Origin of the sequence: Streptomyces tendae (genome assembly GCF_008632955.1) — a bacterium.
GTDB lineage: Bacteria > Actinomycetota > Actinomycetes > Streptomycetales > Streptomycetaceae > Streptomyces.
Genome location: NZ_CP043960.1, coordinates 242,617 through 264,304, shown reverse-complemented (window position 1 = coordinate 264,304; position 21,688 = coordinate 242,617). Strand labels below are relative to the sequence as shown.

Sequence of the window (21,688 nt, the reverse complement as noted above, 5' to 3'; positions counted from 1 at the left end):
TTCGCCCATGGCATGCCCGGCCCGTTACGGTCCGACACCGCGCAGAGTGGCCCGCGCCACCATGCCGACTCGCGTGATCGCTTCGTTCCCAGCCCCACGGCCCCGCCCCTTTGGCATCCGCTACCTTCCCTGGTCTTCCACGGGCCACCGGCTCTAGGTCGGTCCGACTTCGATGGCAATCAGTCCAACAGCGATGTCACCGGACACGGCGCAGAGCTCGGAGACGATCGCGAACGAGGTCGTCACCATCGCCACCGCCACGGCCGGCGGCATCGCCGCGTGAGTGGTCTGGCCGTGCGCCATGCCGTTGCGGATTTTCCGGCCGTAGTCGAGGTACTCCGCCTGTCGGGCCGTCAGGGCCGCCGTCGTCGGCGCCCTGTTTGATGAGCTGGCCGGCTTGGTGCCCGCGTCCGGGATGCGGTCGCGCAGCACGATCTCCACCGCGATCAGGGAGTGCATGACCGCCACGGTGGAGAACTCGTAGGAGTAGTAGGACTGGCGCAGCAGCTCGCGGGCCGTACGCAGGACGGTCACCGCGGCCTCGGGCAGGGACTGTAAATCGTTCGGTGTAACTCCCGATCAAGGAAGATGCACCGATGACCAGTGAGAACGTGACCGAGGCCGAGACCGTCGAGCTGTCTGAGCCGAAGCCGTCGAGGGCGGTGGACGACCGGCTGATCGACGATTTGGTGTCCCGCGCCCAGGCCGAGGGCTTGCAGCTGACCGGTGAGGGCGGCCTGCTGCAGCAGCTGACGAAACGGCTGCTGGAGTCCGCCCTTGAGGGCGAGATCACCGACCACCTCGGCTATGACAAGCACGAACCGGTCGGGAAGAACGGCGGGAACAGCCGCAACGGAAAACGAGGCAAGACCGTGCTGACACCGAGATCCGCCGCATCGTCTGCACCACGAACGCGATCGAGTCCGTGAACGCCAGGATCCGGCGGGCGGTCAAGGCGCGCGGCCACTTCCCGAACGAGACCGCCGCCTTGAAGTGCGTCTACATGGCGATCATGTCGCTCGATCCCATCGGTCGTGGTCAGGCCCGCTGGACCATGCGCTGGAAGGCCGCCCTGAACGCCTTCGACATCACCTTCGACGGCCGACTCTCCGCAGCACGCCAGTAACCCTCAACAACCCGAGTTACACCGCCCGATTGACAGACCCCCAAGGAGCGGTGCGAACGCGCGCTATTCGTCGAAGTGCTGCCGCGTCTGGAGGCAGTGATGGAGTTGGCCGAAGAAGCGGTTGAGCAGGTGGCGCTGGGCGGCGTTGTGCCAGTCGCCGTGCTCGCGGCGGCGCCGGCAGTGGGCGTTGGCTCCGGGGGATGCCTGGAGGCTGAGAAGGCCCACAGGAAGTCCGCGTGCATGAGCCGGTTATTTTTGACGAAGCGGCGGCCGACGAAGCGTTTCTTGCCGGAGGCGCGGGTGATCGGGGCGGAGCCGGCGTAGGACTTGAGCGCTCTCGCGTCGGCGAAGCGGGTCCGGTCGTCGCCGATCTCGGCGAGGACGCGGGCCGCGAGCAGAGGGCCAAGACCGGCCTGGCTCAACCTGGTCGAGCGGTGGTTGGCCGAGCTAACCAACAAGCAGATACGGCGCGGCGTCCACAAAAGCGTCCAGGCTCTGGAGAAGGACATCCGCGCCCGGATCGCCGCATGGAACACCGACCCCAAGCCCTACGTTTGGACCAAGATCGCAGACGAGATCCTCGAACGCCTCGCCAGTTATCTGAACAGAATTCCAGACTCAGAAGATGCCGTACGCCTCAAATACTTCGGTGGCGAGTTGCCGCAATGCCGAGGTGAAAGACGCTGCTGTGGCACCGTCACGGGTGGTCAGTGTCAGAGTCCGGGTGGCGGAGCAGTACACCCCGGGCCCGATGCGGCTTCCGGGAAGGTGTCGGCCGGGGGAAAGCCGGTGACGTCGTGTTGCTGCGGTGGCGCCATACCACGAGGCGTTCCCGCGCCGCCGTCCGAGGGGTCGGCAAGGGAAAGGAGCGGGAGAGTCCACGGGTTCCTGGTATAGGTCGAAGAGACCTGGAAGTACCTCAGCGAGGAGACGGACATGGCGCAGGAGACTGATGTCGTAGTGATCGGGATGGGCGTGGGCGGTGAGCATGTCGCCGAGCGCCTGGCCGAGGAAGGGCTGGACGTCGTCGGGGTCGAGGCGGAGCTGGTCGGCGGGGAGTGCCCGTACTGGGCCTGCATCCCGAGCAAGATGATGATCCGTGGCGGGAACCTGCTCGCGGAGGCCCGGCGTATCCCGGGTCTGGCGGGGCAGGCGCAGATTACTGCGGACTTCGCACCGGTCGCCTCCCGGATCCGCGACGAGGCGACCGACGACTGGAACGATCAGGTGGCCGTGGACCGGTTCACCGGCAAGGGCGGTCACTTCGTCCGTGGGCACGCCAGGCTGGCCGGGGCCGGGCGAGTCGAGATCGACGGTCGGCAGTTCACTGGACGGCGTGGGGTGGTGCTCGCCACCGGCAGCCGCCCGCAGATCCCCCCGGTGCCGGGTCTGGACCCTGTTCCGTACTGGACGAACCGCGACGCGACCGCCGCCAAGGAGAACCCGCACTCGCTCATGGTGCTCGGTGGAGGGGCGGTGGGCGTCGAGCTGGCCCAGGCTTTCGCCCGCTTCGGTACGGCAGTCACCCTCGTCGAGGCGGCGGAACGGCTGCTGCCGGCGGAGGAGCCCGAGACGGGCGGTCTGCTGGCCGAAGTGCTGGCCGCTGAGGGCATCACCGTACGCACCGGGGCACAGGCCACCCACGCGCGCCACGACGGTGACACTTTCACCCTCACCCTCGACGGCGGCGAGAAACTCACCGCGCAGCGGCTGCTGGTGGCCACCGGGCGCCGCGCCAACCTTGCGGGGCTCGGGCTGGAGACGGTCGGCCTCGACCCCGACGCCCGCGCCCTGGACGTGGACGAGCAGCTGCGAGCGGGCCCGGGCCTGTGGGGCGTCGGAGACGTCACCGGGCGCGGAGCCTTCACACACATCGCGATGTACCAGGCCGAGATCGCGGTCCGCGCCGTCCTCGGCACACCCGGCCCCGGCGCGGACTACCGCGCCCTACCCCGGGTCACCTTCACCGATCCGGAGGTCGGTTCGGTGGGACTGAGCGAGGCCCAGGCCCGTGAGCGGGGCCTGCGGGTGCGCACCGGTACCGCCCAGGTGCCGTCATCGGCCCGCGGCTGGATCCACAAGGTGGGCAACGAGGGCTTGATCAAACTCGTCGAGGACGCGGACCGCGGGGTACTGGTCGGCGCCACCTCCGTCGGCCCCATGGGAGGCGAGGTCCTCTACGGCCTCGTCGTGGCGGTCCATGCCGAGGTCCCTGTCGACCGGCTGCGGCACATGATGTACGCCTACCCCACGTTCCACCGCGCCGTGGAAGAGGCACTCACGGCGCTCCGCAGTAGCTGACGCACGGACAGGCCGAGGAGCCGGCGCGGTGCGCCGCTCAGCGCCCGGCTCACACCCTCACGGATTTCGGGATCGCTCCTGAACACATCCCGCAGTGCCTACCTGGCTCCTGGTTGCTTGCCGCCACCCTGGAGGACTCCGAGCGGGAGCTCACCAGCCACCACGACTCCGGCGCGTTCTGCCCGTCCACCTGGTCCAGGCGATCAGCGATATGAATCTTTTGGATGCCGCAGCGTTCCTCGGCATCCCCACGTCCTGGACTACCCAGAGCCCCCTGCGGATCAAGCCCCTGGATCCCCATCACGACCTCAAAAACCGAGACTTATCGGCCACGCTGCGACTCTTGGCGCAGCACGTCCTCGGCCAGGAGAAGGTCGACTACCGGGCCCACCGCATGCAGTTCGCCCGCTGGTCCATCGACGACAGGATACGGGACGAGCTCCGCCGACACCGCCCTCCAGGCCGAGGCCGGAAGCCGAACGAGCACACCCGAGAGTGCGCATCCGCTTTTGTCTGGAGCTATATAACGGGAAGCGAGTTCGCCCGTGCAGCAGTCTTCCAGCCACCAATGCGGCCCCACGAACGAACACTCTCGCTTAAGGGCTGTCCCGCAAAGATCTTGGCTCCGAGTACGGAGCAACCTTAAGAGCTGGTGAGGTGCTCAGCCGGTGGGTCGTGAGGTGTTCAGCGACTGGGCATAGTCAGCGAGTGCGCGAAAGTCGTTCTCCCGTAGGCCGATCCGCGGGTTGACGTGGTGGAGGAGCCCGGGACCTTGATGATGGGCGGTCACGTAGGTCTGATCCAGCTCGCTCTGCTCGTCGTCCACCCAAGCGAAAGGACGGCCATTGGCGTAGTTCACCAGTGGTCCGGTCTTCCAGTGGACTCCATCAGGGCGTTCCTGGAGTAGGACGTCGCCGAAGTCGACGAAGGGAAGTTCCGGAAGGCCGAGCACTGGTGCGATCCACCGGTTGGCGTCGTCCATCCATATGGTGGCCCAGCACAGCTCGAAGCCGAGCTGGAGCAGGATTCGTCCGTGCTCTGGGTTGAGCCAGCCACGTAGGGGACGTCGTCGGGACGAGAGGCCTCTGTCGTCCTCAGGGGCGCCGTTCTAGGGGACTCTGAGTGTGATGTAGCCGTGGGGACGCCTCTCCGGCTTGGCCGCGTAAGGGTTGAGCGGCCCGTCCACGTCGAGGAACAACAGTGGTCGGTTCACGGTTTCCCCCGGTCTTGCGCATTGTGGACTGCCCCGATCAGCGTAACTGTGGCATCGTCTCGGCATTGGGCCGGCCTGAGTGATGATCATGATGTGGCGAGTGTGATCACGGCATCGGAGCCGTCCTGGATAACCCCGTTCGCGGGGCTGGGCCCGCGCTGCTTCGGCAAACTGCTGACCACGCTGCGGCGCGATGGAGCAGATGTGGTCCACCGAGGCCGGCCATGGAGTCTGCCGCTGGAGGACCGAGTGCTGCTGGTCACGGCCTACTGGCGAACCAATCTGACGTTGCGGCAGCTCGCTCCGCTGTTCGGCGTCTCGAAGTCCACGGCCGGCCGAGTCATCAACCACCTTGGACCCCTGCTAGCACTCCAGCCCCGCAAGCGGTTCGCTAAAGACACCGTGCTCATCGTGGACGGCACCCTGGTCCCCACCCGTGACCACACGATCGCCGAGCGGTACATGAACTACCGGCACTCCACCAACCATCAGGTCGTCATCGACGCCGACACCCGCCTGGTCGTTGCGGTCGGCCGACCGCTCGCCGGGAACCGCAACGACTGCAAGGCATGGGAAGAGTCAGGTGCCAAGGATGCCGTCGGCAACGCGGTCACGATCGCCGACGGCGGCTACCCGGGCACCGGACTGGTCATCCCTCATCGCCGCAAGCATGGCCAAGGTGAACTTCCGGACTGGAAAGAGCAGCACAACAAGTCCCACAAGCAGGTCCGAGCCCGTGTCGAGCACGTCTTCGCCCGCATGAAGACCTGGAAGATCCTGCGCGACTGCCGCCTCAAAGGCGACGGCGTCCACCACGCCATGCTCGGCATCGCCCGGTTGCACAACCTCGCTCTCACCGGATAGGACTGCGGGCCGCGCAGTGGCCCACCATGCCCGAGGCGACTTCAAGATCTTTGCGGGACAACCCTTAGACATGCCGCACCTGACGCTACTCAGGCGTTGGGAATCGCAAGAGCCACCCGTCCCTGCCTCCTGGCTCTGCACGGCTCTCGGGGAATACTCCAGACAGGTGGTTGCCACCATCAGTCACGCACCGTGACCAAGACGGACCCTGGCCCGCCAACTATCGCCCTCAACATCCGCCAACCAGCTCCCTCCGCCTGCTGGCGACCTGCACCGAAGAGACCATCACCCGCCAACTACGATCCTCGGTCACAGCACGGACCCTTCCCGATCCACGTGACGGTCGGTGCACTGCTGGCGCGCGGTGGCTGCGAGGCCCTGCTGATTGAGCACCGCGCCTACGGGATCACTTTGCAGCCCGGGGGCGGCCATCTCGAGCCGACGGACACCACGCTGATCGATGCGGCGGTGCGCAAGCTCTCCGAAGAGACCCGCCTCGACCCTGCGGCAGTGTCCCTAGCGGATTCGGTGCCTGCGTATGTCGAGTACGGGCGTGTTCCAGCGCGCCCGACCAAGGGAGAGCCGGATCACTACCACCTCGACATCGGGTTCGTCTTCACGGCGGACCACACGGATCCAGGAAGCGGAGGGACCGGCGCCGCCTGGTACCTACTCGCGGATGCCAAACGGCTGGTCGGCCACTGCATCGCCCGGGCTGTCAGCAGGCCGGCCCGCGCAGGCTGACCCCGCACAGCCGTCGCTGCACCGGCTCGTTCTATGCGCCGTCCGGGACCCGGCGGGCGCGGGCCGGTTTTCTCGGTTCACGCTTGCGGGCTGTCGAGTCGAGCGACGACGAGCCAGCTGATGATCGTAACGTCGTCGGGACGAGTCTGGGCGTAGGCGATCGCCATCTGCTGTTCGTAGGAGAAGCCGGTTTCCGGGCGAGCGAAGACCGGGATGGACAGCCAGGCCCTCCGCTCGGCCATGGTGGTGTGCTGGGCCGTGATATGCGGCTCGGCCAGCGCCAGCCCGGCGGCGGCCAGGTAGCTGGTGACGGCCGTGAGCGGCAGCCGGGGAACGCCGCTGGCCGGTGCCGAAGGTGCGCAGTAGTCGCGGGTGGCGATCTGCTCGATCAGCGAATCGAGCGAAGTACTAGCGGGCCGGGTCTGCGCGGGGTGAATCCTCCGCCGATTTTGAACACGAACCGGCCGCCGGGACACAGGACGCGGCGATCGCAAGGTCCGGGTCGTGGTCCTTGTAGCCGTCCATCGCGGCGAGGAAGTCGGCCGGGGTGAGGTCGGCGTCGACTCCGAGGTCGGCCATCGTGGCAAGGTAGGCGTCACGGAGCCGCTGGTACCAGCCGTCCAGATAGCGGCCGCTGTCGTACCGGACCCACGCCTCCAGCGGGCGCACCTCGTAGCCAAGCTCCACCGCGTACGCGACGGTGGGCGTCGCGTACCAGGCCGGCCCCTCAGGACACTCGCCCTTCGGCGTGAAGGGGCTCGGCAGCAGGCTGCCGTCCAGCTCCACCCACCCCTTGCCGACCTTCACGTGGGACAGGTCGACATGGGACAGGTCGACCAGCCACGAGCCGGGCAGCTTCGCATCGAACGCCGGGGCCCGGATGGATCGCGTCGGACGCACTGTAGCCGCTCATCGAGCCATTGTTGCCCGAGCCGCCGCCGAAGCAGGTGGAGGGCGGCCGCGGGTGCCCCGCCAGCCTCTGTGCGGGATCCTGTTCGTCCTGCACACCGGCATCCAGTGAAGGCACCTGCCCCAGGAGCTCGGCTTCGGCTCGGGCATGACCTGCTGACGGCGCGCCTTGCGAGTCTGGAACGAGGCCAGCGCCTGGGCTGCTGGAGAAACTGAGGTCGAAGAACCCGGTGGACTGGGAACGGGCAGTGCCCGGCTCCTCGCACGTGCGGCTGCCCGGCGGGGCCCAAAGGCGGGCCCAGCCCGGTCGACCGCGCACGGCCCGGCAGCAAGCCCGCCAAGGTCGGTCACGCGAAACGCGGCCGCGCGGAGACCATCACACGGAGGAGCGGGGGTGGTTCTGGTCACGCCAGGCCCGAGGCGGGATTCCGTATGCCTGTTTGAACACCTTGCTGAAGTGGGTCGCGTCCACGAAGCCCCATCTCCGTCCTACCGCCGCGATGGTCTGTAGCCGCCCGCTCGGGCCAGCCAGTTCTCGCCTGCATGCGGCCAGGCGGCGTGTACGGATCCAGTCTCCGAGGCTGATGCCCGACCGGGACAGCACCGCGTAGAGGTGACGTACGGAAATGTTGTGTGCGGCGGCGATCCGTGCCGCCGATAGATCGGGATCAGCCAGGTGGGCCAGAATGTATTGAGTGATCCGCAAGCCGAGCGTCGCTTCCAGCGGCTCCTTGGCCAAGCTGGAGTTGCCGTACTGGGACGTCAGGACGGCACGGAGGAGCTCGATGCTGGGTTCCACAACGGCGTCGGCATGCACGCCCTGGTGCAATTCGTCGCTGACGGCCAGTTGGGAGAAGTAGGGGAAGGCAAGGCGCGCAATGGGGTTGTCGGATCCCAAGGGGACCGCGGTGATGTCTCTTAGTAACCGGTCGGGGAGCGCTAGTGCCGCGCGGGGGAAACGGATGAAGCGGTAGTCGACTCCTTCGTCGAACAGATGCGTGTAGGGAACGATCGATTCGTAGACGGCGAATTCCCCCGGCCTCAGCAGGCACTCGCGACCGTTCTGCACCACCACGCTGCTGCCCGTCATCTGCACACCGAGAGTGACGGCCGGCTCTTCGTCCTCTCGGGCCAGCCGCTCTGTCCGACGGAGAGCGACCGCGGTCGCCCGCGCTGAACAGATCCTGATGGGCCCGACGGTGCCGAGCCCGATGCGAACGGAGATGTCCTCAGCCCTGGGACGGTGATCGATATCGACCGCCACCATGGATTTCCACACCGCGTTGCGGACCACTTCCTCCCGGTCCCGCGGCGGTATGAACGCGGTGTCCAGGACCGTGCTCACGAGGCAGACCTTCCTCTGCGTCGGTCATAAGGTCGGCCTGCCAAGACCGCTGCCCGTTCCCCCACAAGTCACCCCTCCACATGCGCAGTTCCCGACGTCAGTGTGGCTGGATTCCCTCTCGGTACGCAACGGCTTCGACGGGCACGGCATGCCCTCGCCTGATGTGGCGTCCGCTTGAGGCAGGTGCACCACTGACAAAGTTCCCTGCACGAATAACAAAGTCGGAAGCCCACAACGGCCCTAGGGTTCGTGGGAAAGGCCGGAGGACGGGGACCCGACCTGGCCGGCAGCTTGCGGATCATTGAGAGGGCTGAGAATGTTCCCGCGCACCCGTACCGGCGTCACATCACTTGTTGCTTCAGGGCTGTTGGCTGCGTCGCTGGGAGGGGCCCTCGCTGCCGCGCCCTCTGCTGCGGCAGCGGCATACCCGTGGTGCACCTCGTCCGCCTGGACGCAGAGTGCGGACACCACCTGGACCACCAGGCCGTCAACCAGCAACACCAACACAACGTGCGTCATGGCCCAGGGAAGCACCGGTGCCGGTGTCACCTCCCTGCAGAAGGCATTGCGGCACTGCTATGGCAGGAACATCGCGATTGACGGGGTGTTCGGACCCGCCACCGAGGCGGCACTCAAATATGCACAGGGCAGAGCTGGCGTGAGCCAGGACGGCGAGTACGGTCCGGTGACACGCAACGCAATCCTCTGGGCCGATACAGCATCGAGACAGGTGCAAAGGTCCGTTGTGCATGAAGCTAGAGGGAGTCAGAGCGGGCGGTTCGTGAGTTCGGAAGTGGTTCTGGTGTCGCTTGATGGTGTCGCCGAAGCCGGAACGTGCCGGTCCGATACCCCTGATTCGCTGGACCGGTGGGGTGAGTAAGCGCAAGCCACACCAAGGCGACTTGGCGGGCCAACAGCGGGTGTTGATCGAGCGGTGCTCATGGCCTGGAAGAACTGGCACCGTTCCGTCGCGCCTGCACCAGTCCCGGACCAGCCGTCAGTGGACTCACCTGCCGAACGACCGAAAAGCGCGATGGACTCCGCAGCCTGGCGGGACCATGGTAGCGACCAGTAGATCCATGAACTCCTGCGCTGCCAGGTGCGGGAGAGCCACCGGCCATCAGCTGACCCGACCCTGAGGTGCTGGACACCCTGAGTACCCATGCGGCCGCCGAAGCCCCTGCCCCCACGACCGACCCGGGTCTTCGCCCCTACAGATAGGGACGCCTCTGCATCGCGCGGGCGAGGCGTAGACATGCCAAACAGAGCAAACACCATGATTTCTGATCAAATCACATGCCTACCCGACAACCTCTCAATAGGAGCCTGATGTCCTTTCGTTCCTCCCGCCGCAAGTCTCGCGCCCTCGCTGCCTTGGGTGCCCTAGCGGCCATACTCGCCTGCGGCGTCGCCGCCTCCCCCTCCGCGAGCGCATACGTATACCCGACCTGTAACACTACCAAGGCTGTCTCCATCACCTCGGGTCACTCCGTCACGGTTCCCGCCTACGGCAGCTCCAAGACTTTGACGTGCAAACTGGTACTCAACCAGAGCACGGAGAACCCGGCCGTGAAGGCGCTGCAGCGGAGCCTGAAGAATTGCGAGGGCTACTCCTACCTTGGCGTCGATGGCTTCTACGGCCCGCAGACGTTCCTCGCCGTTGAGGCCCTTCAAGAGAAATACGGGCTCTTCCCGGACGGCATCTACGGCCCGAACACCCGTGACAGCATGAAGCACTACAGTTCCACGCTGGGCTGCGCCCGCCTCTGACATCGCGTTCAGCGTCGGCACTGGCCGTCCGTTGCCGCTTCGGCCAGTCCTCGGCCGAAGCGGCGACGCCGCTCGACTCCCCTGTGCGACGTCCAGCACCGCGGTTGCGAAGCCGTAGCGCAAGGCACGCGGCACCACGCCCAACCCACCTCCACGCGGGCATGACACGTCGAAGTGGGTGTGGATCACCGCCGGACGCGCCCGGCCGCACCATCCCGCCACCTACTGCGTTGTCCTGCCAGGTCCACCGTGTCCTGGTCCTGATCTGGGCCTGGTTAGCGTGTCCTCGCGGGTGCAGATGTGCGCGTGCGCCCCCTGCACCCGCGCAGCTCACCGCTCCGGAAACCGCGTCGGCGAGCCACGTGAGGTGTGGCCCAAGTCCCATGCCCATAGCGTGGAGTCCCGCAATGCAGAATGGCAGCATCCCCTTCCGCATCTCTGTCGTCCGGTGACGAGCTCCGCTGTTCTCGCTGGTCAGGCCAGCTGGTGCCACGGAGGGACTGATCCAGGGGGCCAAAGCGGCCTCTCCGGTTGCGCTTCCGCCGCGGCACCCGGCGGCAATCGTTCGGTGTTCGGGCCGGCTCGCAAGCTGGACGCTCGCACCTTCTTCCCGCCCAGGTACGGGATCCCGGCGCGCTCACGAGCAGTTTGCACACGGTTGACCGCACCGCCCTTCATCGCTCCCCCGGCGGGTGGCGAGCTTGCGGTTCGCGAGCCGGCCGGTGACGATCAGGACGCGGAAGATCGGCTGCGCCGGGGCGTCGGCGTCGGGGTCTTTGAGTACGAACCGGGCCGTGGCGCGGCCGGCCAGGCGGATGTCGTCGCGGTCGGCGATGAACCCGGTGGATCCTTTCGCCTGCCGGTTCGTCTTCGATGTCGCCGTGGTGGCGAGCAGCCCTGTGGGCAGATTCGCACGTGCTTGACGAGCAGGTCGGTCAGCTCGGCGCGGTCTTCAAACGTTCAATATCATTCGATAGTTGAGGTGACTGAGGATTCGGGGCGGCGGACACAGAGTGGTGTCCGCTTTCGAGGCGTATCGGGTGCAGTGCATCGTCCCCATCGGTCGGGTGCATCGCATCGTCACCACAGCCACGCAGTGGCATGGTGCATCCGCGACCCGGGTTGATGCGACTGCCCGGCGATGAAGTGACGACGCCCGGCGCCCTGGAGCCGCCCCTACGCTGCTGGCGTTTCTTCTCCGCCTTCGACTTCGGTGTCCGGGTCGTGGGCGACTGCGGGGTCCCGGATGCCGTCTTGGTCCTTGGCGACCATCTTCGCGACGGCCTCGAATGTCCAGCGGGTTTGCTCCACCGTGGTGACGTCGGTCGCCTGTTCCGGCACAGGGCCAGCCTCCCCGTCCCCGCAGGTCGACCGCAGGCTGGGCCTCGGGGTAGCGGCGGGCAAAGCGACGGGTATGCGGCTGGGTATGCGAGTCGAGGCGGTCGGAGCGGCGAACCGCGTGGATCCGAGCGGTCAGTGCGCCGACGGGAAGGCGGCCCGCTCGTACGGCGGCCAGGGCGACACCGACCACCGGCCGCACTTCAGAACACCCGCGCGTCGGCGGGGAGAGCCCTTCGATCTCGGACAGCCCACTGGGGGTTGAACACCCGACGTCGCCCCGGAGGACACCCACAAGTCTTTGACACTATCCAGCCCCGCGAACGACTCCGCCGGCCCGTCCTTCTTCAAGCCATCCCCACCACAGAGCCCACCGGGCAGTACTCCTCGCGTGACGTGTCCTGGCAAGCACCGAGTGATGATGACGGCCCGGCATTTGCCGGGCCGTCATCAGGCGCGCGCATATCTGGTGTGTGCCTCAGCGCGAAGTGGCTACCGAGGACAACACCCAGTTGGAAACGGTTGTTCACCCCTGTGCGGTCCATCAGTGAGCGCAGGATGTTGGTAACCGTTCGAGGGCTGATTCCCATCCGGTGGGCGGCGCTGGCGTCCGTGTGTCCGGCCCATAGCAGCGAAATTAGCCTGTGCTCCCTGGGGCTCAGCAGCAGTCCGCAGTCACGCTGGTCGACAGGCGTCTCCTCCGGGCGCGCGCCCATCGATCCGCCTCTCGAACCCACGTCGGCCGTCCGAGTCGGTGACCATACGACTCCGGGGCGGAGTCCAAAGTGAAGCGCCATGCGCTGGCCCTCGTCTGCTCGGAAGGTGCTGACCGGACGATTGTCGAGGTGCCGGATCGACGGCCGATCAGCGCCGGATCACACACGGCTTGTCTGCCTGTCGGACCGCTCGGACTGGGCGCCTGCAGGGCAGGGAATCCGCAGTCGCCCGATCAGGGCCGTCGCCAGCGAATCGAATCGTCGCCCCCGACCCGCCGGCCGCGATCCCCTGACATCCCGCCTGGCCGATTTCATCCGCTCCGGCCCACCGCGTGGTAAGAGATATCCGTCGTTTCAGCAACTATCCACGCGGATGATCAGACCGTGCCCCGTAGAGGCAGCGAATCCAATTTCTGGGAAATCGACTTCCTCGAGACCCACGAGCGAAAGTGCACCAACCAGTGCTCACACGATGGGAGCGTGGAACGAAGAACCTAGAATACCCGGATCATCCGCTTACAGCGGTGCCGATGACGAGCCCACTGCCCGCCTTCCCAGGCCGTTGACCACGCACATGACCAGAAAACGTGTTGGGCATCCAGCTCGACCGCCTCAAGCGACTCAAGCGACTCAAGCGACTCAATTCCACGAAATACGCCCACTCAGAAGCTGTTGTTCTATCGATCTTGGTGAGCGTGAGTTCGAGGTCGTCGACTCGGTCGGGTGATCTCGTGGCCGACCGGGCATGAAAGCGGGGCCTCCCGCACAGCTCGAGGGTGTCGAATCCAAACGAGCAACAGGAGGCCCCTGGTGCTGCAGTCTTCCGTGCCGGCGTCGATGGCGTCCAACTCGGCGTCCCCGTCGTGTGATTGTCTCGCTCACCGGTTCGGGAACGCCGCGGACCGGCCGTACAGGCGACCGAGGTATCCGTCCGACATGAGCGACGCGGAGTGGGCCGTCGTACGTGACGCGATGCCGGTTCCCTGCTGGCTCGAGGGCCGCGGTGGGCAACCGGAGAGCTATTGTCACCGGCAGATGGTCGATGCGGTGCGCTATCTGGTCGCGGGCGGTATCACCTGGCGGGCGATGCCTGCGGACTTCCCCGCGTGGGACCGCGTCTACGCCTTCTTCCGGCGCTGGCGGGACAAGGGCCTGACCGCCGAGTTCCACGACCGGCTGCGCGACCGGGTCCGCCGGGCCGCGGGCCGGGATCCGGAGCCGACGGCCGGCATCATCGATGCGCAGTCGGTGAAGGCAGCCGCGTCGGTGCCGAGCGCGACCAGGGGATTCGACGGCGGGAAGAAGGTCAACGGCCGCAAGCGGCACATCGTGGTGGACACCCTCGGACTGCTGCTGACCGTGATGGTGACCGCGGCCTCGGCCACCGACCGGGACGCGGGGCAGACACTCCTGGCCCGGCTGCGTGAGCGGCACTGGCGCGTCACGCGGGTGTGGGCCGACGGAGGCTACACCGGACGCCTGGTCGACCTCGCCCGCGATGCCTGGCGGATCGTGCTGACCGTGGTCAGACGCAGCGACGACACCAGCGGTTTCACCGTGCTGCCGAAGAGGTGGCTGGTGGAGCGCACGTTCGCGTGGCTGATGCACTCACGCCGGCTGGCCCGCGACTACGAGACGCGCACCGACACCTCGGAGGCAGTGATCAAGTGGGCGATGAGCACGGTCATGAGCCGCCGCCTCGCCCGACGGGCACGCTGAACAGCCCCGGACGTTCCTCCGCCAGCCAGCCCCGCGCGGCCAGCCGCTTGGCTTTCGACCGCACCCCTTCCACCTTCGCCGGGACCGGCTCCAGCCCGAGGCCGACCGCGAGTTGACGACAGTCCATCGCCTCCCCGCGCATCTCGTTCCCGCCGGCCAGCACGGCCATGATCCGCTGGTAGTCCGGCGCGAGAACCGCCGGGGCGAGCCCTTCCTCCAGTGAGGCACCACTGAGCCGGGCACCGCCTGCCTGACCTGCACCGGCCGTTCACCGGCCACCACGACCGGCGCCACGTCCTCGCTTCCGCGAGGCTCCGCCAGAACCTCACCCACCGTCTCACGGGCAATCACGAACCGCTCCCACACCGCCTCCGCTTCCCGCAGCTCGGCCTGGAGAGCATCCACCCGCTGCCGAGCGACGCGTTCGCGCTCCTCCAGCAGCCCCATCACCGACGGCATCCCGGCACCTCCACCGAAGAGACGACACAACAACCCGTCCCTCCCGCCGAAACACCACCCCTACACCTGACCAGCGGAAACACACCCGCACTCTCGGAAAGACAACAGCTTCTCAGTGGGCCTTTCCATCATCGGCCTGAGCTGGTCAAATGCAGGGTCAGGACGGCTTGGACGAGGCTCGTGATGCGGGTGGTCGAGCACCGCAGCTTGCGGAGGAGCCGCCAGGACTTGAGGGTGGCGACGGCCTACTCGACCAGGGCTCGGATTTTTGCCTGAGACCGGTTGACGGCCTTCTGGCCTGTGGAAAGGTTCTCCCAACGTCCCCAGTACGGGAACCGGACCGTGCCCCCGGCGCCTCGGTATCCCTTGTCGGCCCAGCAGGTGATGCCGGCGTCCGTGAGGGCGGCGATGATGCCGTGTTCACGGGCGGCCCGGGCATCGTGGACGGCTCCGGGCAGAACCGGCGACGCCCACAGTAGCCGGCCGGACGGAGCGGTTAGGACCTGCACGTTCATCCCGTGCTTCTTGTGCTTGCCGGAATAGGAGGGGCGGTCCGCGGCGATCCGGTCGATCGGCAGCAGGGTGCCGTCCAGCAGCACGAAAGCCTTCGTCGATGCCGTCCGGTCCGCTTCCGCGAGAGTCGGGGCGAGGGCGGCCAGTAGCTCGACGGCCTCGGCGACGTACCGGTAGGCCGTCGTGGTCCCGATGCCGAAACCGGCTGCGAGCTGGGCGTACGGGTGGCCGTTGCGAAGGTGGGCGAGAGTGAGCAGGGCTTGCTGGCCCGGGCTCAGGCGCCGCCATCGGGTACCGAGCTCCCAACGGAGCTTGGCGGACAGGAAGCGCAGGGCAGAACTGGACACGTCGACACCCGACGGGTAGACAAACACACGAAGCCTCTGGTGGAGACGGATTTCTTGGTCGAAAACCCATCTACCAGGGGCTTCACTTGCCTGTCAGTCCAACTGACGTGCTCAGTCGCCAGGTTGAAAAGGGCTCAGCGGGTATCGAGCCTCAGAGATCGGGCATCTCGGTGGTGGACACAGCGGCAAAGAACCGCCTCATGCCGGACCGGTTGATGACAAGGGCCCGGAAGCCACAGACATCCTGGTGGTCAACCGCCGGGTCACATTGCTGATTTCAGAAGTTCGGTTGTGGGGCGCAGTCGAGCCGAGTTACCTTGGGGACGCGTCGGGGTACGCACCGGCTTCACTTCGACGCAGTGGGGATGATGATGAAGAATGCCGTGTTCAACCAGTTAGCACATGCCAGAAGATATTTCGAAGCCAAAGCTGCCACCTACGACACAGAAGCTCACGGATCTTACGAGCGCCTGACGGACGTTCTACTCTCGGAAGCGTTGAACCTGTCGGTGTTCCCGCGACTGCCCGACAAGTTCACTTTCCTCGACGTAGGCGGCGGGACCGGACGGTGGTCGGCGCGGATTGCCACGACGTGCCAGGAAAGCTCGGGTGTCCTGCTCGACGTGAGCGCGGGTATGGTGAGGCATGCCGAGGAACGTGCACGTTCCCACGGTTACCTCGACAGGGTCCGCCACATCAGAGGCGACGTCGACCAAGCGGGCGCGCTGTTGGCCGGGATGAGGTTCGACCTCATCATCAACACCCACCACCTACTGGGCTTCTTCCACTCCCCGGAACTTGTCCTCGGTTCCCTCGTCCCCCTTCTGTCGGATCACGGCTTGCTGGTGTCGGTGATGCCCAGCCGTTGGCACGCCGCGTATGGGGACCTGAGTGTCGGAGACGCCGATCGTGCCCGCAAGAGTCTGTCCGGCCTCTCGTGGGAGGCCAACGAAAAACCTTACGGACACCTGTTCACACCCGGAGAAGTTCGCATGCTGCACCTCTCTGCGAAGCTCACCGTCGATCTCCTCACAGGCTTCCCGTGTCTCATCTATCCGACTCCCCTAGGCGCAGCCTCGCCATCGTTGAGATCCGCCGAGGAACTCCTGCGCGATGAGACGTTCTTCCGCAAGGTACTCGCCATGGAGATCGAATTGCTGATCGATCCCGACGCGGGATCGCGGGGTGCCAATCTTTTGGCCGTGGCATCGCGCAGAAAGCCGTCCGGAGACTGATCCGCCCGCCTCGTCGCTCACCGGACGGACCTCAGCACCGTGCCATCACACTGGTACCCGGCCGGAACCAGCGAAGTTGCGCTCCAGGCGGGTTAACAGGGCGGCGGCTCGCTCCGCTTCGGGTACACCCAGCGCAGCCAGGGATTCATGAGCCCGGACGAGATGCGTCCGGGCCTCGTCCAAGTGACCGAGGGCTACATGAACATGCCCTAGCACCAGGAGAGCGAGATGGTGATGACGAAGGTTCCCCGCCTGCTCGCAGAGGACGACGCTCCGCTCGGCCTCCTCTACCGCACGGTCCAGCTCTCCCAGCTCCCTGAGGGCGTCGGCCAACCGAAAGCGCACCTGTGCCTCCCTCACAGGCAGCCGGGCGGCGAGGCACAACGCCAGCGCCTTCTCCTGCCACTCGGCGGCTTCCCGGAAGTCACCGCCCGCGTAACGAGCGAGGCCGAGGATGTAGTAGGCGTACGCCTCCGCGGAGTGGCTCAGGTCCGCGCCCTTCGACAGGACCTCCTCGCAGATGCACAATGCCTCACCGAGCACCCCTTTGTTGACATACAGAAGTGCACTATTCAGCCTGGTGGTGATCTCACCAGCGCGATGCCCCATACGCCGGGAAAGGACGATCGCCTCCTGGTAATGGTGGAGGGCGTTCTCTAGATCACCCCTCATGTGCGTTTCCAGACCGAGGTCGTTGAGTACCTGCTGGAGAATCACCAGGTCACCCGATGCCCGGCAGAGCCGGATGGCCGTGGTCGCCTGCTCGCGCGCCCGCGCGAAGCGGCCCATGGCTAGTGCGATGGTGCCCTCCAGGAAGCGTGCACGCCCCTCCGCCTGGTTGTCGGAACACCGTTCGGCGGTGGCGGTGAGAAGTTCGGTGACCTCCGCCCAGGCAGCGACGCCCACATCGGCCTGGAAGGCACTGAAGGCGATGAGCATGTCGATGGCCGAACGCAGCAGGCTATCCGGGAAGTCGTCCTCCCCACCGCTCAAAGAGCCGGTCCTCACGCCACGCGCCACTTGCGCGGCCAGTGACAACACGGTCTCCGCCTCGGCCATGGCCCAGGCACGGGCCTCGGCCACAGTGGTGAACCGAATACCGGGTTTCGAGCTCCGCGCCAGGGTGTCCTGGACGGGATCGCCGACGACGACTTGCCCGAACGCGTGCACCGTGGTGGCCAGCAGAGAATCCAGGAGCCGCCGCACCGCCAGCAGCTCCGTGCCGGGCAGCCTTCTGTGGCGGGCGAACGAGCGCAGCAGACTGTGGAAGCGGTATCTGCCGGCCGACGGCGACTCGAGCATCGCGGCGTCGACCAGTGACTCCAGCAACGCCTCGGCCGTCCCTTCGTCGACGTCCAGCGCGGCTGCCGCGGAGCTCAGCGACAGCTCCGGGGCGGCGATGGATGACACCAGGCACAGACCGTGCGCCTGTGTCCGACTGAGCTGGCGGAAAGTGAGGTCGAAGGCGGCGGCGATGGTCATGTCGCCGACCCTCAGTTCGTCGATCCGTTTGCGCTCGTCGGACAGCCGGACGACGAGCGACTCGATGGACCAGGTCGGGCGGGCGGCGAGCCTGGCAGCCACGATACGAACGGCCAGCGGCAGGAACCCGCAGGATTCCATGAGCTTCAGGGTGGCTTCCGGCTCTGCCTTCACTCGTTCCGAGCCGATGATGCGGGCCATCAAATCCACCGCCTCCGATGGGTGGAACACCCCGAGTTCGGTCTGCAGGGCCGCAGGCAGACCACTCAGGCGGGTGCGGCTGGTGATGAGGACACCGCAGTTGGCCTCACCCGGCAGCAGCGGGCAGACCTGTCCAGCCCACTGGGCGTCGTCCAGGACGATGAGCATGCGCCGGTGGCCGACCATGGTCCGGAACAGCGCGCTCCGCTCCTGCAGCGACTCTGGAATCTGGTCCTGCCGCACACCGAGCGCCGTGAGGAAGGCACCCAGAACGATCTCGGGTCTCACGGCGTCACCGTCGCCTGACCGCAGTTCCGCGTACAGCTGGCCGTCCGGATACGCTTCGCTGATGTGGTGCGCCACATGCAGGGCCAGAGCGGATTTGCCGACGCCTCCCATGCCGACGAGGACGACGACCGGCGGGGCAAAGCGCTTCTCCACGGTCAGCGCGGAAGCCAGGGTCGTCGCCAGGTGGGACCGGCCTAGGAAGTCGCACGGCTGGGGCGGGAGTTGCCTGGGCGGCTCCCGCCGGGCAGGTGGGTCGTCGCCAGCCGCTCGCTCCGTGAGGACGGACTCGGACGCATCCGCTGGGGGGGCGGCAGGCGCCGGCTTCGGCTTCGCAACACTCTCCCCCCGGCGCTCCGGCACGAGTTCCTTGTCTCCGCTCAATATACGCTGGTGTAGGTCCGTGAGTTCGGGTCCGGCTTCGACCCCGAGCTCGTCGATGAGCACTCTGCGCGCGTCGCGGTAGGTCGCCAGCGCCTCGGCCCGTCGCCCGGCCAGGGACTGTGCACGCATCAGCAGGCAATAGAGACGTTCCCTCAAGGGGTGCTGGTCGATCAGCGAGTGGAGTTCGGCAACGTAGCTGCTACTGAGTCCCAGTTCGAGTCCTACGTCTATACGTTCCTCCATCAGCGACAGGCGCAGTTCGTTTAGTCGGCGTCGCTGGCTGGCGGCGAATGGCCCGGGAACCGCCGCGAGTGGTTCCCCCTGCCACAGCAGCAGCGCGGCCTCGATCGCTTCGTAGGCACGGGCAGGTTTGTCTTCGCGGCGAGCCAGTTCGGCCGCTCGGGCGTACTCCTCGGCCCGGCGGTAGTCGACGTGGTCGTCGGGCAACTCCAGTTGGTACCCGTCACCGACCGACTGCAGAATACGAGGATAGGCGCCGTTCGCTTCCAGCGCCTTGCGCAACCGCCAGGCGTAGGTGCGCAAGGTGGTTACAGCGGAGGCCGGGCCTTCCTCGCCCCACAGCGCCTCAACGAGGTCCACCGCCGTCGCCGACCGGCCTGGCCTCATAAGGAGCGCGGCAAACATGGCCTGCTGCTGCGGACTGCCCAGATTGACATCGTTATCGCCACGGTTGACGCGCAGCGGGCCCAGTACGGACGCCGTGATGTGTGCCACGATTCCCCTGTCGACGAACTGTCCGGTGTCGGGACGACGATGTGGTGTCTCGCATGAACACCATCAGGCACATTTTCCGATAATCCAAGTCCGCCCACAGGGCAAAGCCGGGTTTGCTGGTGGCTCCGGGGCTGCGCTTGCGAAGATCTGTCCGGTTGGGTGCGTAAGCCCCGATTGATCGCCCCGGTGGAGCGTGAGCCGGTTATGCCAGCAGCGCCCGAGGTCGTGCAGCCCGACTGCGTGCGGTAAGAATCGGCAGGATCGATGTCAGACCCTCGGCAACCATGACGACCGGCCGGTGATCCGGCGTAGATGGGCGCGCTCATCGAACTCTGCTCGACCGCTGATCGAGGCTTGCGACGGTTATGCCGTCACTCCGCTCCACTGAGGAAGGTAGGCCCCGCAATGACCCGCTCCCCGCACAACCTCCGCCCCGTCGTCCGGGACGTCACCGCCGTCCTCGCCGCAGGCATGCTGTCACTTGCTGGCTTCGTGGGTCATGGCACCATCGGATGCGCGCCGTCCGCCCCGTTCCAGGCCGGGTCCCCTGCCTCGGTGGCCGTCCCGTCCGCCTCCACTCCGGCCTCTGCGACCGACGGCTCGGCCGGCGACGGCGAAGCCACGGACTGGAACAGCGAGGGCGGCTGAACCCGGCATGATGTCTCCGGCGGCAATGAAGCCTGAGACGCCTAATCCCGCGTCACCGACACGCGTGCTGCCCCGCGCCCGGCTGGCTCCGGTCGTGCGCGAGGCAGCACGCACAGCCGCGTAAGCCTGCCGGCTACCGCACCCAGCGGCATCTCAAGCACTGTTCCGCGGCGGTCGGCAGCAGATCGAGGACGACGATCTCCCACTCCACGTCTTGCGGCCGACGGACCGTCCGTACCGCGCCGTGGCCGGGAAGCACCCAACCCCGAAGCGCAGCGATCTGCGGCCCGGCTCCCAGCAGCGTCCGCGGCTGCTCGGCTTCTCCGAGGGGCACGTGCGGCGGACCGCCACCAATCGTGTCGCGTGGCGGTATACCGCCGGGCGGAGCAGGCCGCGCCGGTACGGCGAGCTGGCCCGCGCACGTCGGCCAGGGTCCGCGAGCGGTCCCGGGTGGCGGCACACTCCTCAGGCCCCGTCACCCTCATGAGGAACGGGACCGGCCAGTCACCACGGTGCTGGTGAGCCGCGGCAGTCACTCCGTCCGGGTGTGCGTGGACGGCCGGTGCTCAGACGTGGCTGGCCCGCAGGGCCTGCGCGGCCTCCTCTAGTTCGTCGAGCACGCTCAGCAGGGCTTCGTAGGACGAGGCGACGAAGTACTTCTGCTGAAGGTCGAAGATGTCGTAGTCCGTGGCAAAGACCTCGGAGACCGTCAGAGCGGTTCGGCGGGCCGGGTCACCCATGGCGTTGGCCGCCTCCGCACTCGAGGTGAGGATGGCGCCGCCGAGAATCTTGGTGCCGCCATCCTCCTCGACGAGGCCGGTTTCGGTGGTGAACCAGTAGAAGCGGGCCAGGGCCTTCATGACCGGTTCGCTGTCGAGATGCCGTAGGGCGATGCCCGCGAAGCCAGTGAGGAAGTCGCCGTACGCGCGGTCGACGAGGATCGGCAGGTGACCGACCACGTCGTGGAAGAGATCGGGGAATTCCGCGAACTCCAGTTCGGACCGCTTGCGCATGGTGGGCGCGGTGGGGAAGTGCTTGTTGCGCAGTAGACCGTAGAAGTGCTGGTCCGACACCAGCCCTTCGACCGGCTGCATGTGCCAGCCGGACAGGTCGTGGAGCCGCTTGTCCACGGCATGCATGCTTTCGATATGTTCGCTCAGCTCCAGTGCTTCGAAGCCGGCTCGGGCCTGTGCGCAGCCGTGCTGCCGCAGACGGGTGCGGCAGCTCTCCATCAGCAGACTCCACGTGCCGCGGTCCTCGTCGTCGAAGCTGTGGGGCAGTTGGGCGTCGGTCACGGGTCACTCCTTGAATCGGTGCATTCACGAAGAAGGTGGGGGAGGTGGTCGCCGTCGCC

General features: G+C 66.8%; 16 protein-coding genes and 8 pseudogenes. 12 read left to right on the top strand and 12 right to left on the bottom strand.

Annotation, left to right across the window (positions count from 1 at the left end):
• Positions 1-153: 153 nt before the first annotated feature.
• Positions 154-534, bottom strand: coding sequence for a hypothetical protein (locus F3L20_RS32890; RefSeq protein WP_240810987.1), 381 nt, complete (start codon positions 532-534; stop codon positions 154-156).
• A 62-nt stretch (positions 535-596) separates the two neighbouring features.
• On the opposite strand from F3L20_RS32890, the gene F3L20_RS35800 reads away from it, so the two are divergent.
• Both F3L20_RS35800 and F3L20_RS35085 read left to right on the top strand, forming a co-directional pair.
• On the top strand, positions 597-929 hold the full coding sequence (locus F3L20_RS35800; protein ID WP_431193200.1) for a transposase: 333 nt from the start codon (positions 597-599) through the stop codon (positions 927-929).
• A pseudogene (locus F3L20_RS35085) lies at positions 878-1,126 on the top strand (transposase); the annotation flags it as partial. The gene F3L20_RS35800 and the pseudogene F3L20_RS35085, both read left to right, overlap by 52 nt.
• Positions 1,127-1,189: 63 nt before the next feature.
• Here the strand turns inward: F3L20_RS35085 and F3L20_RS32880 are convergent.
• Positions 1,190-1,548: pseudogene (locus tag F3L20_RS32880) on the bottom strand (transposase); the annotation flags it as partial.
• Between F3L20_RS32880 and F3L20_RS35080 the strand changes: the two are divergent.
• A pseudogene (locus F3L20_RS35080) lies at positions 1,538-1,747 on the top strand (IS630 family transposase); the annotation flags it as partial. The pseudogenes F3L20_RS32880 and F3L20_RS35080 overlap by 11 nt on opposite strands.
• A gap of 315 nt (positions 1,748-2,062) precedes the next feature.
• Positions 2,063-3,427 (top strand): dihydrolipoyl dehydrogenase family protein, encoded by a 1,365-nt coding sequence (locus F3L20_RS32870; RefSeq protein ID WP_150157734.1) that lies wholly within the window; start codon positions 2,063-2,065, stop codon positions 3,425-3,427.
• A 661-nt stretch (positions 3,428-4,088) separates the two neighbouring features.
• Here the strand turns inward: F3L20_RS32870 and F3L20_RS32860 are convergent.
• Positions 4,089-4,640, bottom strand: a pseudogene (locus tag F3L20_RS32860) (hypothetical protein).
• A gap of 93 nt (positions 4,641-4,733) precedes the next feature.
• Between F3L20_RS32860 and F3L20_RS32855 the strand changes: the two are divergent.
• Together F3L20_RS32855 and F3L20_RS32850 are read left to right on the top strand one after the other, a co-directional pair.
• The gene (locus F3L20_RS32855) at positions 4,734-5,504 is read left to right on the top strand and encodes a transposase (RefSeq protein WP_150157733.1); all 771 of its coding nucleotides are present in this window, start codon (positions 4,734-4,736) and stop codon (positions 5,502-5,504) included.
• A 336-nt stretch (positions 5,505-5,840) separates the two neighbouring features.
• The gene (locus tag F3L20_RS32850; RefSeq protein WP_346768134.1) at positions 5,841-6,248 is read left to right on the top strand and encodes an NUDIX domain-containing protein; all 408 of its coding nucleotides are present in this window, start codon (positions 5,841-5,843) and stop codon (positions 6,246-6,248) included.
• A 77-nt stretch (positions 6,249-6,325) separates the two neighbouring features.
• On the opposite strand, the gene F3L20_RS32845 is transcribed toward F3L20_RS32850, so the two are convergent.
• Positions 6,326-6,724, bottom strand: a complete 399-nt coding sequence (locus tag F3L20_RS32845; protein ID WP_150157731.1) for a hypothetical protein — start codon at positions 6,722-6,724, stop codon at positions 6,326-6,328.
• Positions 6,714-7,130, bottom strand: a pseudogene (locus F3L20_RS32840) (telomere-associated protein Tap); the annotation flags it as partial. The pseudogene F3L20_RS32840 and the gene F3L20_RS32845, both read right to left, overlap by 11 nt.
• Positions 7,131-7,159: 29 nt before the next feature.
• Here F3L20_RS32840 and F3L20_RS35795 point away from each other — a divergent pair.
• Positions 7,160-7,490: pseudogene (locus tag F3L20_RS35795) on the top strand (transposase); the annotation flags it as partial.
• A gap of 43 nt (positions 7,491-7,533) precedes the next feature.
• On the opposite strand, the gene F3L20_RS32835 reads toward F3L20_RS35795, so the two are convergent.
• Positions 7,534-8,502, bottom strand: a complete 969-nt coding sequence (locus F3L20_RS32835; RefSeq protein ID WP_150157730.1) for a helix-turn-helix domain-containing protein — start codon at positions 8,500-8,502, stop codon at positions 7,534-7,536.
• Between the two features lie 316 nt (positions 8,503-8,818).
• Between F3L20_RS32835 and F3L20_RS35790 the strand changes: the two genes are divergently transcribed.
• Positions 8,819-9,382: a peptidoglycan-binding domain-containing protein gene (locus F3L20_RS35790; protein ID WP_150157729.1), complete on the top strand. Its 564-nt coding sequence runs from the start codon at positions 8,819-8,821 to the stop codon at positions 9,380-9,382.
• Between the two features lie 689 nt (positions 9,383-10,071).
• The gene (locus tag F3L20_RS34225; protein ID WP_167534747.1) at positions 10,072-10,272 is read left to right on the top strand and encodes a peptidoglycan-binding domain-containing protein; all 201 of its coding nucleotides are present in this window, start codon (positions 10,072-10,074) and stop codon (positions 10,270-10,272) included.
• 1,176 nt (positions 10,273-11,448) lie between these two features.
• Here F3L20_RS34225 and F3L20_RS34220 read toward each other — a convergent pair.
• Both F3L20_RS34220 and F3L20_RS32820 read right to left on the bottom strand, forming a co-directional pair.
• Positions 11,449-11,613, bottom strand: a complete 165-nt coding sequence (locus tag F3L20_RS34220; protein WP_167534746.1) for a hypothetical protein — start codon at positions 11,611-11,613, stop codon at positions 11,449-11,451.
• Positions 11,614-11,957: 344 nt separating this feature from the next.
• Positions 11,958-12,326 (bottom strand): helix-turn-helix domain-containing protein, encoded by a 369-nt coding sequence (locus tag F3L20_RS32820; RefSeq protein WP_240810986.1) that lies wholly within the window; start codon positions 12,324-12,326, stop codon positions 11,958-11,960.
• Between the two features lie 936 nt (positions 12,327-13,262).
• On the opposite strand from F3L20_RS32820, the gene F3L20_RS32815 reads away from it, so the two are divergent.
• The gene (locus F3L20_RS32815; RefSeq protein ID WP_150157726.1) at positions 13,263-14,045 is read left to right on the top strand and encodes an IS5 family transposase; all 783 of its coding nucleotides are present in this window, start codon (positions 13,263-13,265) and stop codon (positions 14,043-14,045) included.
• Here F3L20_RS32815 and F3L20_RS32810 read toward each other — a convergent pair.
• A pseudogene (locus F3L20_RS32810) lies at positions 14,011-14,504 on the bottom strand (hypothetical protein). The gene F3L20_RS32815 and the pseudogene F3L20_RS32810 sit on opposite strands and share 35 nt — an antisense overlap.
• A 128-nt stretch (positions 14,505-14,632) precedes the next feature.
• Positions 14,633-15,391: pseudogene (locus F3L20_RS32805) on the bottom strand (transposase family protein).
• 338 nt (positions 15,392-15,729) lie between these two features.
• Between F3L20_RS32805 and F3L20_RS32800 the strand changes: the two are divergent.
• Positions 15,730-16,599, top strand: coding sequence for a class I SAM-dependent methyltransferase (locus F3L20_RS32800; RefSeq protein WP_150157725.1), 870 nt, complete (start codon positions 15,730-15,732; stop codon positions 16,597-16,599).
• A 45-nt stretch (positions 16,600-16,644) separates the two neighbouring features.
• Here F3L20_RS32800 and F3L20_RS32795 read toward each other — a convergent pair whose 3' ends face one another.
• Positions 16,645-19,686, bottom strand: coding sequence for an AfsR/SARP family transcriptional regulator (locus tag F3L20_RS32795; protein ID WP_150157724.1), 3,042 nt, complete (start codon positions 19,684-19,686; stop codon positions 16,645-16,647).
• 405 nt (positions 19,687-20,091) lie between these two features.
• Here F3L20_RS32795 and F3L20_RS32790 point away from each other — a divergent pair, with 405 nt between their 5' ends.
• Positions 20,092-20,334 carry a hypothetical protein gene (locus tag F3L20_RS32790; RefSeq protein ID WP_150157723.1) on the top strand — a complete coding sequence of 81 codons (243 nt, stop codon included), beginning with the start codon at positions 20,092-20,094 and terminating at the stop codon, positions 20,332-20,334.
• 566 nt (positions 20,335-20,900) lie between these two features.
• Here the strand turns inward: F3L20_RS32790 and F3L20_RS32785 are convergent.
• Entirely contained in the window at positions 20,901-21,629 is a 729-nt protein-coding gene (locus tag F3L20_RS32785) for a hypothetical protein (protein WP_150157722.1), read from the bottom strand.
• Between the last annotated feature and the right edge of the window lie 59 nt (positions 21,630-21,688).